This window comes from Haloglomus irregulare (assembly GCF_007421925.1).
Lineage (GTDB): Archaea > Halobacteriota > Halobacteria > Halobacteriales > Haloarculaceae > Haloglomus > Haloglomus irregulare.
Genome location: NZ_QMDX01000002.1, coordinates 286,652 through 298,882 on the forward strand (window position 1 = coordinate 286,652; position 12,231 = coordinate 298,882).

The 12,231-nt window shown below is 70.9% G+C and carries 16 protein-coding genes; 10 read left to right on the forward strand and 6 right to left on the reverse strand.

Annotated elements, in window-relative coordinates; genetic code table 11:
• Positions 1 to 14 precede the first annotated feature (14 nt).
• Positions 15 to 620, reverse strand: a complete 606-nt coding sequence (locus tag DP107_RS05230; protein WP_144261091.1) for a rubrerythrin family protein — start codon at positions 618 to 620, stop codon at positions 15 to 17.
• Positions 621 to 745: 125 nt separating this feature from the next.
• Between DP107_RS05230 and htpX the strand changes: the two genes are divergently transcribed.
• The 3 genes from htpX to DP107_RS05245 are packed head-to-tail and all read left to right on the forward strand — an operon-like array spanning position 746 to position 3,391.
• The gene (gene htpX / locus DP107_RS05235; RefSeq protein WP_144261092.1) at positions 746 to 1,609 is read left to right on the forward strand and encodes a zinc metalloprotease HtpX; all 864 of its coding nucleotides are present in this window, start codon (positions 746 to 748) and stop codon (positions 1,607 to 1,609) included.
• Positions 1,610 to 1,669: 60 nt separating this feature from the next.
• Positions 1,670 to 2,284 carry a PspA-associated protein PspAB gene (gene pspAB, locus DP107_RS05240; RefSeq protein WP_144261093.1) on the forward strand — a complete coding sequence of 205 codons (615 nt, stop codon included), beginning with the start codon at positions 1,670 to 1,672 and terminating at the stop codon, positions 2,282 to 2,284.
• A 60-nt stretch (positions 2,285 to 2,344) separates the two neighbouring features.
• Positions 2,345 to 3,391, forward strand: coding sequence for a DNA primase large subunit PriL (locus DP107_RS05245; protein ID WP_144261094.1), 1,047 nt, complete (start codon positions 2,345 to 2,347; stop codon positions 3,389 to 3,391).
• Between the two features lie 186 nt (positions 3,392 to 3,577).
• Here DP107_RS05245 and DP107_RS05250 read toward each other — a convergent pair whose 3' ends face one another.
• Positions 3,578 to 3,766 carry a DUF7472 family protein gene (locus tag DP107_RS05250; protein ID WP_144261095.1) on the reverse strand — a complete coding sequence of 63 codons (189 nt, stop codon included), beginning with the start codon at positions 3,764 to 3,766 and terminating at the stop codon, positions 3,578 to 3,580.
• Between the two features lie 177 nt (positions 3,767 to 3,943).
• Between DP107_RS05250 and DP107_RS05255 the strand changes: the two genes are divergently transcribed.
• Positions 3,944 to 4,699, forward strand: coding sequence for an SWIM zinc finger family protein (locus DP107_RS05255; RefSeq protein WP_238330780.1), 756 nt, complete (start codon positions 3,944 to 3,946; stop codon positions 4,697 to 4,699).
• Positions 4,700 to 4,711: 12 nt separating this feature from the next.
• On the opposite strand, the gene DP107_RS19855 is transcribed toward DP107_RS05255, so the two are convergent.
• Together DP107_RS19855 and DP107_RS05260 are read right to left on the reverse strand one after the other, a co-directional pair.
• Positions 4,712 to 4,885 carry a hypothetical protein gene (locus DP107_RS19855; RefSeq protein WP_185977181.1) on the reverse strand — a complete coding sequence of 58 codons (174 nt, stop codon included), beginning with the start codon at positions 4,883 to 4,885 and terminating at the stop codon, positions 4,712 to 4,714.
• Positions 4,886 to 4,959: 74 nt separating this feature from the next.
• The gene (locus DP107_RS05260) at positions 4,960 to 6,081 is read right to left on the reverse strand and encodes a S1C family serine protease (RefSeq protein ID WP_144261096.1); all 1,122 of its coding nucleotides are present in this window, start codon (positions 6,079 to 6,081) and stop codon (positions 4,960 to 4,962) included.
• 98 nt (positions 6,082 to 6,179) lie between these two features.
• Here DP107_RS05260 and larE point away from each other — a divergent pair, with 98 nt between their 5' ends.
• A complete protein-coding gene (gene larE, locus DP107_RS05265) occupies positions 6,180 to 7,130 on the forward strand; it encodes an ATP-dependent sacrificial sulfur transferase LarE (protein ID WP_144261097.1) in 951 nt (316 codons plus the stop codon).
• A 381-nt stretch (positions 7,131 to 7,511) separates the two neighbouring features.
• Positions 7,512 to 8,090 carry a DUF7090 family protein gene (locus DP107_RS05270; protein ID WP_144261098.1) on the forward strand — a complete coding sequence of 193 codons (579 nt, stop codon included), beginning with the start codon at positions 7,512 to 7,514 and terminating at the stop codon, positions 8,088 to 8,090.
• 148 nt (positions 8,091 to 8,238) lie between these two features.
• On the opposite strand, the gene DP107_RS05275 is transcribed toward DP107_RS05270, so the two are convergent.
• Positions 8,239 to 8,508 (reverse strand): thioredoxin family protein, encoded by a 270-nt coding sequence (locus tag DP107_RS05275; RefSeq protein ID WP_144261099.1) that lies wholly within the window; start codon positions 8,506 to 8,508, stop codon positions 8,239 to 8,241.
• 134 nt (positions 8,509 to 8,642) lie between these two features.
• Between DP107_RS05275 and DP107_RS05280 the strand changes: the two genes are divergently transcribed.
• Both DP107_RS05280 and DP107_RS05285 read left to right on the forward strand, forming a co-directional pair.
• Positions 8,643 to 8,804: a preprotein translocase subunit Sec61beta gene (locus tag DP107_RS05280; RefSeq protein WP_144261100.1), complete on the forward strand. Its 162-nt coding sequence runs from the start codon at positions 8,643 to 8,645 to the stop codon at positions 8,802 to 8,804.
• Positions 8,805 to 8,995: 191 nt separating this feature from the next.
• Positions 8,996 to 9,313: a hypothetical protein gene (locus tag DP107_RS05285; protein ID WP_144261101.1), complete on the forward strand. Its 318-nt coding sequence runs from the start codon at positions 8,996 to 8,998 to the stop codon at positions 9,311 to 9,313.
• A 201-nt stretch (positions 9,314 to 9,514) separates the two neighbouring features.
• On the opposite strand, the gene DP107_RS05290 is transcribed toward DP107_RS05285, so the two are convergent.
• Positions 9,515 to 9,784 (reverse strand): MarR family transcriptional regulator, encoded by a 270-nt coding sequence (locus tag DP107_RS05290; RefSeq protein WP_144261102.1) that lies wholly within the window; start codon positions 9,782 to 9,784, stop codon positions 9,515 to 9,517.
• Between the two features lie 201 nt (positions 9,785 to 9,985).
• Here DP107_RS05290 and DP107_RS05295 point away from each other — a divergent pair, with 201 nt between their 5' ends.
• Complete coding sequence (locus DP107_RS05295; protein WP_144261103.1) at positions 9,986 to 10,306, forward strand: EMC6-like membrane protein; 321 nt, start codon at positions 9,986 to 9,988, stop codon at positions 10,304 to 10,306.
• The gene (locus DP107_RS05300) at positions 10,306 to 12,159 is read left to right on the forward strand and encodes a ribosome biogenesis/translation initiation ATPase RLI (protein ID WP_144261104.1); all 1,854 of its coding nucleotides are present in this window, start codon (positions 10,306 to 10,308) and stop codon (positions 12,157 to 12,159) included. Before DP107_RS05295 ends, DP107_RS05300 begins: the two co-directional genes overlap by 1 nt.
• Positions 12,160 to 12,231 lie beyond the last annotated feature (72 nt).

Here is a 12,231-nt window from a genome sequence, read left to right on the forward strand (position 1 = left end):
GGGGAACGGGCGCGTCAGCAGACCGGTTTCGGGTTGACCCCCATCTCCTCCAGCGTCCCGAAGTAGTCGTCGTACGCCGCGGTGACGACCGCGTCCGCCAGGGGCTCGGCCGCGTCGGCATCGTCGTCGGACAGCAGCGCGACGGCGTCCTCGAGGTGGTCCTCCAGGTCGCCGCCGAGCCCGCGGAACGTGCTCGCCGTCCCCGGGTCGGCCTGGCCGGTGAAGAAGCCGGTCGCCTGCGAGCGGTGGGCCTTCGCGACGAGTGTGCGGCCCACGAACGCGCCCAGCCGCTCGGCCGTCGTTTCCGCGTCGGCCATCGCGTCGTACAGGTCGGGGGCCGAGCCGGGGTCGTGGTCGTCCACCTCCCCGGCGACGGTCTCGTACGCCTCCCGTTCGGCCGCGGCGGCGGCCGCGAACAGTTCGGCCGCGTCGCCGTCCGCCTCGTCGGCCCAGGCCTCGTACGTCCCGGCGGCGACGTGGTGGTCGTCGGCCATCGCCGTCAGCACCGCGTCGGGCTCCATCTCGCCCGCGGTGAGCGCGTAGAGGGCCTTCGAGGAGCCCAGCCGGGAGAGTTCGGTCTTGTTCGCCTCTCGGACCGCCGATACGAATGCGTCCGTCATGCGTCGGGGTTCGGTGGCCGGCGGTTTAACTCCGCCGTGACGACCCACGACGGACGGGTGAGCCATAGCACGCGCCGTGGCTGCCGACGGAGAGGATTATAACCACCCCTGACGTAGTATCACGCATGGATTGGCAGACGGACTGGGGGCTGCGGGGTCGGATGCTCCTGACGATGTTCCTGCTCGTCGCCCTCTACATCGGCTTCATCGGCATCCTCTCGCAGTACGTCGGCCTGTTCGCCCTGGTGCTCATCATCGGGCTGTTCTCGTTCGGGCAGTTCTTCTTCAGTGACAAGCTGGCGCTCTACTCGATGGGCGCCTCCGTCGTCGACGAGGACGAGTATCCGGACCTCCACGCCAGGGTGACGCGGCTCTCCCAGCAGGCCGACCTCCCGAAACCGACGGTCGCCGTCGCCGACTCGCGGGTGCCGAACGCGTTCGCGACCGGCCGCTCGCAGGAGTCCAGCGCGGTCTGCGTGACGACCGGCCTGCTGCGACGGCTTGACGACGAGGAACTCGAGGGCGTCCTCGCACACGAGCTCGCGCATATCAAGAACCGCGACGTGATGGTGATGACCATCGCCTCGTTCCTCTCGACGCTCGCCTTCCTGGTGGTGCGCTTCGGCTGGCTGTTCGGCGGCGGCCGGAACCGGAACGGCGGCGTGGTCGTGGCCATCCTCGTCTCGCTGGTCGTCTGGATCGTCTCGTTCCTGCTCATCCGGGCGCTCAGCCGCTACCGGGAGTTCGCTGCCGACCGCGGCGGTGCCGCCATCACCGGCAACCCCTCGGCGCTCGCCTCCGCCCTGCTCACCATCGACGGCTCGATGGACAAGGTCCCGGAGGAGGACCTCCGCGACCAGGACGAGATGAACGCGTTCTTCATCATCCCCCTCCGCTCGGGAATCGTCGGCCGGCTGTTCAGCACCCACCCGCCGACGGAGAAGCGGGTGGAGGAGCTCCGGAACCTGGAGCGGGAACTGGAGACGTGACGGTCGGCCCGGACCCCACCGGACGACTGAAACGCCCCACGGACGTAGTCCCGCGCACGAATGGGACTCCTCGACTCGCTCCGCGAGGCGCTGGGGATGCGCGCGGAGGCCGACGCCACGCGCCGGGCGGACCCGGACGACCTGTTCGGGATGTCGACGGCCTACGTGACGATGGAGGCCGACCTCGGCTACCGGTCGACCGGTGACGCGGCGCTCTGCTTCTCCGGCGTCGACAGCACGGAGTTCACCGCCGCAGTGCGAGCCATCGAGGACATCCTCGCGGCCGGCGAGACCGAGACCGGCACCGCGTTCGACGTCCGCACGGACGGGAAGGGGTACGAGTGGGTCGTCCTCCACGACGACGACCCGGAGGACCTCGTCACGAGCGTCCACTTCGCGGCCGACGAGTTGACCGAGCGCGGGTTCGGCTCCCGACTGCTCGCCGCGGCCTTCGCGTTCGAACGCGCCGACGAGGACGGGACCGCGTACTGGCTCTACTCCTTCCGCCGGGGGGCGTACTACCCGTTCGTGCCGGACCCCGGGGGCCGGAAGGAGCGTGTCGAGCGCCTCGAGTTCAAGCTCGAGAGCGTGCTCGACGGTGAACTCGAGGTCGAGCCCGAGAAGGAGTACTGGTACCCGCTGTGGCCCGACCGCGGACGACATCCGTGGGAGTGAGTGTCGACCCGGGGACGGCCGACCGCCGCGTTCAATACGACGGCTCCACACCGTGCGCTCGTGCAACGGCTCCACGCGCGCTACCCGTTCCTGTCCGCCGCCCGCGAGGCCGTCCAGTCCGCGGACGTCGACCTCGTGGCGCTGGTTCGGGAGGGCGGGCCGGCAGTCGAGCGCGGCGTCGAGCGGGTGCGGCGCGCGCTGCTGGAGGGGACCGCCGAGAGCGAGGAGCGCTACGGCGCGCGGGCGGAGCTGCTCTCCTACCCGGTCGCGCGGGTGCTGGTCTCGCTACTCGACGCCCCCGGCGCGACCGAGAAGTACGCCCGCGCGGAGGCCGCCCTGGCCCAGCGCCGGTTCGTCGCCGACTTCGCCGAGGAGCGGTCGCTCCGGAGCGGCGGCGAGACGCTGTCGCTGGGGGACCTGCTCGCGGACTTCGGCCTCTCGGGGGACGTCCGCCCGACCGGTGACGGCCAGTTCGACGTGGCGGTCGCGGCGTACCTCCGGCTGAGCAGCGGCCTCGACGGCGAGGACTGGCGGCTGGTCCGCCGCCGGCTCCACGACGGCGTCGTCCCAGTCGACAACGCCGAGCTGGAGACCCTACTGCGGGAGGCCGTCCGCGAGCGGGTCGCCGAGGGGCTGCCGCTGACGGTTCCGGACCCCATCGCCGAGGGGCTCTCCGAGGCGGTCGGCCAGCTCCGGACCGCCGTCGCGGACGCCGACCCGCCGCGCTCGTTCACCGGACGGATGGAGCCCGGGTCGCTGCCGCCCTGCATGCACGCGCTGTTGGACCGGTCGCGCGACGGCGAGGACCTCCCCGAGCACTCCCGGTTCGCGCTGGTCGGCTTCCTCGCCACGTTCGACGACCTCGACGCCCACGACATCGCTGCCATCGCGGGGCTGGACGACCCCGAGCGCGTCCGCTACCAGCTCCAACGGCTCCGCGACGACCGCGGGGTCGCGTTCGCGCCGCCCTCCTGCGCGACGATGCAGGCCTACGGCGATTGCGTGAACCAGGACGACCTCTGCGCGGAGATCGCCCACCCGCTCTCGTACTACGAGCGCCGGGCGGGCGAGCCGAGCGGGGCGGAGGAGGACGCGACGGCCGACTGAGTCAACCGTCGCCACAGCGCCGCGGCGGGTCCCGTCACCCGGCGCTCACTCGTCGGTCACGGCGGTATGCGCCAGCCGGCAGGCGTGCGAACTCGGATTCCACTCGGAAGACGGAAGACGGAGTGATAACAACCGATATAACCTTCCTATGCCGACGGTTGCCGATGAGATCGGAGGGTAGCGGGCTTATCGGTACGCGAACGTCACACCGATGACCGCCATCACGAGGATGAAGCCGGTGATGGCGCCGACCAGCGTGATGCCGTCGATGGTCTGCCCGGACATCCGCCCGACGGCGACGATGCCGGCAGCGAACAGCACGACGGCGGCGACGGCGACGGCGATCTCGGTCACCGTCTCCCTGTCGGGGGCCATAGCGCGGGATTCCGCCGGTCGATTCAAAAGGACTTCGAAGCGGGCCGCGGCCGGACCCCCGTCCCGACCCGTGGCCGCGCCCCTGCCACGTCCGGCGGTTCCACTTCCACCCCGCTAGCGGGGCACTTATAACCGTCGAAACCCTGGTTTCGGATGGAAACAGCGCGATCCACACGTATGACGCATACAGAACACAAACCCGCGTCATCGGATGAATCGCAGTCGAAACGAAGGGGGGTCGACCCCGACCGGGAGCGGCCCGTGGTCGAGCACGTGATGGAGACGACCGGCGACGGGACGGGCCGGACCGGCGCGGGGCCACAGCCGCTCGCACCGGACACGAGCCGGCTCGATGGCCGCTCGGCACGGGCCTGGACGGAGCCGATGACCGTCCGGGCGACCGGCGAGGGTCGGTACGACGTCGAGAACGGCGCCGGCCGGACCTACCGCGTCGACCTGCCCGACGGGGACTGCACCTGCCCGGACCACCGCATCCGGGGCGAGCGGTGCAAGCACCTCCGCCGGGTCGCCATCGAGGTCACCCGTGGCCGGATTCCCGCGCCCGGGCAGGTCCGGGGCACCTGCCGGGGGTGCGGGCGTGAGGGGTTCGTCCCGGAGGGTGGCCCCGACTACTGCCGCGGCTGCCGGCTGGAGTCCGGCGACCTCGCGACCGACCGCGAGACGGGCGACGCCGTGCTCGTCGTGCGGGTGACGGCAGACCGGGCCGACGCGGTCGCGGTCGACGGCACGGGCCGGCCGGTGGCGGACTACGAGACGAACGCGGGCTACCCGCGCGACGACCCGGTCGTCGAGGTCGTCTACCCGTTCGACGGCGGGGAACCGCTCGCGGACCGCCGGCGCTACTCGTTCCCGCACTCGCGGCTCGCCCCCCGCGACGCCGCCATCGTCGACCCCGGGCTGGGCGAGGTGTAACCGGGCCCGCGGTCAGTCCTCCAGCGCGACGAACACGGTCCGTAGTCTCCGTCCACAGTCCGGACAGCAGAAGCTCTGCCACTTCTCCGGGTCGAGGTCGCCGAACGTCCCCCTCCGGGTCGCGGCCTCGCGGGACACGTCCTGCTCGCAGGTGTCACAGCGGAACGCGTCGGGTACGCCGGGCATAGCCGGTGCTACGGGCTATCGAATGGAGAGCGTTACGCCGGGGGGACGGAGCCGCGCGCCCCGCGAGTGCTGGCTCAGGGGTCCGGCCGCTCCCCGAGCGTCAGGCGGGCCGTCCGTTCCTCCCCGTCGCGGACGATACCGACGGCCAACTCGTCCCCGGGGCTCGCCTCCAGGGCCAGGTAGATCGAGAGGTCGTTCAGCGTGCGGATGGGGGTGTCGTCCAGCCGGACGATGACGTCGCCGCCGGTCGGCACCTCGACGTTGTTGACGACGGTCGAGCCGCTGGAGCCGCGGAGCGTGCCGGCCGAGGGGCCGCCCGACCGGACGCTGGCGACGTAGGCGCCCCGGACGGACTCGAGGTCGTTCCCCTCCGCGAGGACGGGCGCCACCGGTCGGAGGCCGACCCCCATGAACGGGTGGGTGTAGTCGCCGGTCCCGATGAGTGCGGGCAGGATGCGCTGTGCGAGCGCGGCGCTGATGCCGAACGCGATGTTGTCACCCCCGCCGGAGTTGACCACGCCGACCACGTTCGCGTCCAGGTCGACCAGCGGCCCGCCGGAGTTGCCGGGGTTGGCCGCCGCGTCCGTCTGGATGGCGTCCGGGATGACGAACTCGTTCGCGGCCGACAGCGACCGGTCGACCCCGCTGACGATGCCCGCGGAGACCGACTGGCCCAGCCCGAACGGGGCGCCGACGGCCAGCACCTCCGTCCCGATGGGCGGCTCGCGCTCGACGAAGGAGAGGTCGGTCGCGTAGTCCGGTAGCGTCCCCACCTCGATGGCCGCGAGGTCGGAGTAGACGTCCTCGCCGACGACCTCGCCGGCGTGCCAGTCCTGGTCGGCGAAGCCGACCTCGAACTCGGTGGCCCCCGCGACCACGTGCTCGTTGGTGACGATGTGACCGTCGTAGACGAAGCCCGAGCCCTGACCGGCGCGCCCGTCCGGCCCGTAGGCGCGGATGACCGCCACGCTGTCGACGGTCGCGCGGTAGGCCCCGGTGTAGCGCCCGTTCTCGCCGGCCGTCGGCTCCGGGCCGCCATCCGCGTCGGGCGTGTCCGTCGGTTCGTCCGGCTGGTCCGCCGTCGACCCGACGAACCCGGTCGAACAGCCCGCCAGCGCAGCCGTCGCCCCCGCGGCGCCGAGCAGGACCGCCCGCCGGGAGCGGTCGCCCTGCTCGCTGCCGGTGCCGTCGTTCATACCCGCGATTCGAGTGGGGGACGCAAAGGCCCTCGGTGGCTGTGCGGCGCCGCGACGGGGCCGGAGCGCTTTTGAACGCGTCCACCCTGCCTCCGACGATGACCGACGACGCCCGCCCCGACGGTTCGGAGCCCCCGACGGACGCCGACACGGCCGACGGGACGCCCGACCCCGCCAGCGTTCGCCGCAAGGCCGCGGCCGTCCGCGAGTCCCTCGCCGAGCGCGACGGCGCCCTCGTCGCGTTCTCCGGTGGCGTCGACTCCTCGGTGGTGGCGGCACTGGCCCACCACGCCCTCGGCGACGACGCCGTCGCCTGCACCGCCCGGAGCGAGACGCTCCCGACCGCCGAGCTCGACGACGCCCGCCGGGTTGCCGACGAGATCGGCATCCGTCACGAGGAGGTCACCTTCTCCGAACTGGACGACCCGGCGTTCGTCGAGAACGACGGCGACCGCTGCTACCACTGCCGGACGATGCGACTGGGCGCCATGTTCGAGCGCGCCCGCGAGCTCGACATCGAGACCGTCTGCGACGGGACGAACGCCTCCGACCCCGGCGACGGCCACCGGCCCGGGCTCCGTGCGGTCGACGAGATGGACGCCGTCTCCCCGCTGCTGGCCGCCGGCGTCACCAAACCGGAGGTCCGGGCCATCGCCCGCGAGTACGACCTCTCGGTCGCGGACAAGCCTTCGATGGCGTGTCTCTCCTCGCGGATCCCGACCGGTCTCGAGGTGACCGAGGAGCGCCTCTCCCGGGTGGAGCGGGCCGAGCGCCTCCTCCGGACCTGGGGCTTCGACCAGTTCCGGGTACGCGACCACGACGGGCTCGCCCGCATCGAGGTCGGCGCCGACGAACTGGCGTACGCGCTCGACACCGACTTCGCGGCGGCCGCCCGCGAGCACCTCACCGACGCCGGCTTCGACCACGTCACGCTGGACCTGTCCGGCTACGAGACCGGCAGCGTCTCGCCCGGCGGCGACGCGGCCGAGGAACCACTCCCCAGCGAGGCCGACGTGCTCGGCGCGGACTACCCCAGCGGCGACGACTGACCGCCGCGCCGTCGACGCCCCACGGCCGACCGGGAGCGCGCGGTCGAGCTCGTCCGGGAGGCCGTCCTCACCTCGTCGTACGTCCGGCTCTCCGGCGACCACCCGGTCACGGTCATCGTCGAGGACGGCCCCTACTACACGACGCTGAGGGGAAAGGCGTACGTCGCAGACCTGGGCAACGAGTTCCTCCTCACCTCGGACGTGACCCGGCGGGCGCTGGCGGCGTTCGACGAGGCCGACATCGAGCGGCCGCGGTTCGACCCCGACCGGGACGGTCCGGAGTAGCCCTGCGGGAGGTATCGAACTCCGCGACCGTCTCGAACCGGTCGGAGACCGGCGCTCCCGCACGGGATTTAAGACGCTCCCACGCCCTCGCCCGGTATGGACTACGAGTTGGCCATCGAGGACGCGCCGTCGACCGTTCCGGGCGGGACCGGCGTGTTGCTGATCCATCCCAGCACCGGCGAGACCGACCGTATCGACACGGACTTCCTCAAGACCGACACCGACCACCTGCTGGTCGTTTCGACCCGGACCACCGCCCGCGAGGTCCAGCAGAAGCTGGAGTATTACGGCGTCGATGAGGAGCACGCCGTCATCCTCGACACCCTCTCAGTCGAGCGGGGCTACTCCCGGCGGTCGGCGAGCAACGTCCACTACGTCGCGGCCCCGGACGACCTCGACGGCATCGTCGAGGTCGTCGAGCGGTTCCTCGAGGACCACGACGGGAAACTCCGCCTCAGTTTCGACTCCATCACCGAACTCGCGTACTACGCCGACGAGGAGCGGACCCGGGGTGCCGTCGAGGACGTGCTCGCCCTGCTGGCGGAGTACGACGCCGTCGGCCTGTTCCACCTCTCCGACGAGGTCCACGACGAACCCGTCCTCGAGGGGTACCGCGAGCTGTTCGACGGGGTCATCACGCTGACCGAGGACGGGACCGTCACCTGCGAGTTCTGACCGTTCCCGCCCCCGAACCCCACAGATTCCCCCGTTAGGCCGTTCCAACCCGCATATCTCTGTCATCGGCGGGACGGTTCGGTTCCGTGTGATACCGATCCGTGACGGAGCGACAGGAGAAGTGGCCGTCCGGCGTCGGGTGTCAGACTCAGGCGCCGGCGCGCTCGAGGGCGTCCTCGATGTCCTCACGCTGCGTGACGCCGACGAACCGCTCGACGACGCCGTCGTCGTTCTCGACGATGAGCGTCGGGAGCGACCGGACCTGGTACTCGTTGGCCACGTCCTGTTCCTCGTCGACGTTGACCTTCTCAAGGTCGAACCGGTCCCCCCAGTCGTTCTTCAGCTCGTCGAGAATCGGGTCCTGTGTCTTGCAGGGGCCACACCAGTCCGCGTGGAAGTCCATCAGGCTGACACTCATACTGTCGGCGGTTGCCGAGGCACGCGCATAAGGATTTCCCAGCCGGTCGCTGCCGCCGGTGTCGCCGCCGACCGCGCCCCGTATGCGGCCGTCGTGTCGAAAGGGTTAGGTGCGCCGCTCGCGCAGGTGCTGCCATGAGCAGTGGGCAGAACTCCGGCGGCCTGATGTCCAGCGCCGGACTCGTCCGGTACTTCGACTCCGAGGACCGCAACGCGCCGACCGTGGACCCGAAGACGGTGGTCGCCTTCGGCGTCCTCTTCGGCGTCCTCATCCAGGTACTGAACGCCGTCGCCTGAGTCGGCCCGGCGCTTCTCCACGTTGGCCAGTTCCCGGCAGCCTCGCGGCTCTCCCGGCTCCCCATCGCGAACTCGCCACCCACGCCGCAGCCGTGCGCTCGCCGCGCGAGCGCACGTGTCGGGTAAACCGCTTTCGCCCTCGGATACCCGTACGAAGCGACGGGCGCTGCTGGCAGCGGCCGGAGCTGGGAGTGGCCGGCTGCCTGACCGGCTACCGCGGCGCTTCGGCGGGCGAGACGGGGGCCGCCCTTGGGGAGCGTGCCCCCGGGACCCCGGACACCGTCGCCGAGAGCGGCATCCCGGCGACGGTCCGCGAGGAGCCGCCAGACCTCCTCGCCATCGACGACCCGGCCTTCGCCGCCGACTGGAGCGGTGTCGACCCGGCGCGACGCTACCGGCTGGAGAACGACCACCCCGGACTGCCGGGCGGCGCCGTGGTCATCGGGCTGCTGCCGGGGGCCACGCCCGGGTCAACCCGCTCTCGGTGCCGTAAGGCCAGGAAACACTGAACGACCGGTTCGGCGGGCCGGCGCCGGTGACCTACTGCCCGCTCTGCGGGCGTGGGCTGGTCGCGACGTGGCGGGACTGGCGGCGCGACCACCCGGACGGACGTGCTCCTGCCGCCCGCGGTCCGGGACGGTGACGTGCGGGGACTGACTACGCCGTGGCTGGGTGGCGTGGAGAGCGGGAGAGAAGTCGGCGTGCCGCCGTCAGTCGTCGGCCGCGGCCGGCGCCTCGGCCTCGGCCTCCGGCCCGATGATCTCGTAGAGGTTCTGTCGCGCGTCCGCGAAGTAGACGTCCTCCTCGACCGTGTCGATCTCTTCGAGTCGTTCCAGCGCGTAGCGGACCGTCCGGGCCGACAGCATGGACTCCTCGACGATACCCTTCTGGGTCATCGGCCCGTTATACTCGAGCACTTTGAAGACGAGTTTCGCGCTCGGCGGGAGGTCCGAGAGTTCCTCCGCGTCGGATTCTGCCATCTGTGAATGCAACTGACGCATGCCACCCGTATAAAGATTGAGGCATCGGGGCGCGTGCCGCCCGGAAACGGGGAGAACAGCGCCGATGACATCGGGTGGCTCGCGGGGTACTCCCCCGGTTCCGAGCGGACCGGATGGCCCCTCCGAGCACGCGACGGACGGAGCGAACCGCTTTTGCCCGCGGCCGGACGACGACAGGGTATGGCAACCGATACGGCCGAACGCCCCACCGCGCATCTGCGCGGGGTGACGGTCACGACGCTTGCGGCGCTCGCGGGCATCGCGGCCGCGCTGGTGTCGTCGACGGTCGCGACGGGGGCCACCGACCGGAGCGCGCTGTTCGTGCTCGTCGGCTTCACCTTCGCCCAGTTCGCCGTCCTGCAGGGCATCGACGTGGCGGGCCTCCTCGAGCTGAACGTCGACGAGTTCGGCGCGAAGGACGTCCTCTACGTCGTGTTCATGACCTTCTCGTTCTGGTTCGTCTGCTGGGGGGTGCTCCTCAGCTCGGGGGCCTCCCTCTGATGGCCGAGGACAGTATCGCGGTCGTGGACCTGGACCGGTGCCAGCCCGACCGCTGCAACTACGAGTGCGCCAACTACTGCCCGCCCAACCGCACCGGCAAGGAGTGCATCACCAAGCGCTCCGAGGCCGAGGACCCGGAGCTGCTGGACGGCGCCCCGGACCAGATCCGCATCTCCGAGGAGATCTGCCTCGGCGAGAGCTGTGGCATCTGCGTCACGAAGTGCCCGTTCGACGCCATCGAGATCATCAACCTGCCCGGGGAGTTAGCGGAGTCGCCGGCCCACCGCTACGGCGAGAACGCCTTCGGGCTGTACGGCCTCCCGGCCCCGCAGGAGGGCCGCGTGACCGGCGTGCTCGGCCCGAACGGCATCGGGAAGTCGACCGCGGTCCGTGTCCTGGCGGGGGAGATCACGCCCAACCTCGGGCGCCACCGCGAGGAACCCTCCTGGGAGGCCGTGCTCGACGAGTACCGCGGGACGGCGCTCCAGGACTACCTGGAGGACCTCCGTGGCGGGAAGCTCGACGTCGCGCGCAAGCCCCAGTACGTCGACCGCATCCCCGACCAGTTCGACGGGCGGACCATCGACCTGCTCTCGGGCGTCGACGAGCGCGATGCCGTCGACGAGGTCACCGAACGCCTCGGCATCGCCGGCGTCGTCGACCAGGATATCGACACCCTGTCCGGCGGCGAACTCCAGCGCGTAGCGCTGGCCGCGGCCCTGGTCCGTGACGCCGACTTCTACTTCATCGACGAGATCACCCCCTACCTCGACATCGGCCAGCGGGTGACCGCCGCCCGGCTCATCCGGGAGCTCGCCGAGGAGGAGGACCGCTCGATGATGGTCATCGAGCACGACCTGGCCATCCTCGACCTCGTGGCCGACACGGTCCACGTCACCTACGGTGAGCCGGGGGCGTTCGGCGTCGTCACGACGCCGAAGTCGACCCGGAACGGCATCAACGAGTATCTCGACGGCTACCTGGAGGCCGAGAACATGCGCATCCGGCAGTCGGCCATCCGGTTCGAGGAGCACGCCCCCCGGCAGGGGAGCCACGGGGAGACCCTCGTCGAGTACCCCGCGCTCACCAAGTCCTACGGCGAGGGGGAGTTCACGCTTGAGGTCGAGCCCGGCGAGATACGGCACAACGAGGTGCTCGGCATCGTCGGCCCGAACGGCATCGGGAAGTCGACCTTCGCCGAGCTGCTGACCGGTCGCCTGGAGCCCACCGACGGCGAGGTCGACACGCGTCTCGACATCGCCTACAAACCCCAGTACATCGAGATCGACCAGCCGATGCGGGTCGACGCCTTCCTCGCCTCCATCACGGACGACTTCGGTTCCTCGTACTGGAACACGGAGATCGCGGGGCCGCTGCAGCTCGAACGCATCATGGAGCAGCAGCTGACGGACCTCTCGGGCGGCGAGCGCCAGCGCGTCGCCATCGCGGCCTGCCTCTCGAAGGACGCCGACCTCTACCTGCTGGACGAGCCCTCCGCGTTCCTCGACGTGGAACAGCGCGTCCAGGCGACCACCGCCATCCGCCGCTACACCGAGAACAACGACGCCACCGCGATGGTCATCGACCACGACATCTACATGATCGACCTGCTGGCCGACCGGCTCCAGGTGTTCGACGGCACGCCGGCCGAACGCGGCCACGCCGGCCAGCCCGTCGGGATGCGCGAGGGGATGAACGAGTTCCTCGCCAACCTCGACATCACCTTCCGCCGCGACCAGAACACCGGACGGCCGCGCATCAACAAGCCCGGCTCGCAGCTCGACCGGAAGCAGAAGAAGCAGGGCGAGTACTACTACGCGCCCGAGGGCGACGAGGAGCTGGGCGAGGAGTAGGGCGGATATCCCGGGTAATCTCCGAATAGCAGTGTCCGGGACGTACCTTGGTGCGAAGGTAGTCGATAACCA

What these genes read in the sequence shown, in the direction of transcription:
- DP107_RS05230 (WP_144261091.1), bottom strand. Translation starts at nt 620, where the DNA reads ATGACGGACGCATTCGTATCGGCGGTCCGAGAGGCGAACAAGACCGAA.
- htpX (WP_144261092.1), top strand. Translation starts at nt 746, where the DNA reads ATGGATTGGCAGACGGACTGGGGGCTGCGGGGTCGGATGCTCCTGACG.
- pspAB (WP_144261093.1), top strand. Translation starts at nt 1,670, where the DNA reads ATGGGACTCCTCGACTCGCTCCGCGAGGCGCTGGGGATGCGCGCGGAG.
- DP107_RS05250 (WP_144261095.1), bottom strand. Translation starts at nt 3,766, where the DNA reads ATGGCCCCCGACAGGGAGACGGTGACCGAGATCGCCGTCGCCGTCGCC.
- DP107_RS05255 (WP_238330780.1), top strand. Translation starts at nt 3,944, where the DNA reads ATGACGCATACAGAACACAAACCCGCGTCATCGGATGAATCGCAGTCG.
- DP107_RS19855 (WP_185977181.1), bottom strand. Translation starts at nt 4,885, where the DNA reads ATGCCCGGCGTACCCGACGCGTTCCGCTGTGACACCTGCGAGCAGGAC.
- DP107_RS05260 (WP_144261096.1), bottom strand. Translation starts at nt 6,081, where the DNA reads ATGAACGACGGCACCGGCAGCGAGCAGGGCGACCGCTCCCGGCGGGCG.
- larE (WP_144261097.1), top strand. Translation starts at nt 6,180, where the DNA reads ATGACCGACGACGCCCGCCCCGACGGTTCGGAGCCCCCGACGGACGCC.
- DP107_RS05270 (WP_144261098.1), top strand. Translation starts at nt 7,512, where the DNA reads ATGGACTACGAGTTGGCCATCGAGGACGCGCCGTCGACCGTTCCGGGC.
- DP107_RS05275 (WP_144261099.1), bottom strand. Translation starts at nt 8,508, where the DNA reads ATGAGTGTCAGCCTGATGGACTTCCACGCGGACTGGTGTGGCCCCTGC.
- DP107_RS05280 (WP_144261100.1), top strand. Translation starts at nt 8,643, where the DNA reads ATGAGCAGTGGGCAGAACTCCGGCGGCCTGATGTCCAGCGCCGGACTC.
- DP107_RS05290 (WP_144261102.1), bottom strand. Translation starts at nt 9,784, where the DNA reads ATGGCAGAATCCGACGCGGAGGAACTCTCGGACCTCCCGCCGAGCGCG.
- DP107_RS05295 (WP_144261103.1), top strand. Translation starts at nt 9,986, where the DNA reads ATGGCAACCGATACGGCCGAACGCCCCACCGCGCATCTGCGCGGGGTG.
- DP107_RS05300 (WP_144261104.1), top strand. Translation starts at nt 10,306, where the DNA reads ATGGCCGAGGACAGTATCGCGGTCGTGGACCTGGACCGGTGCCAGCCC.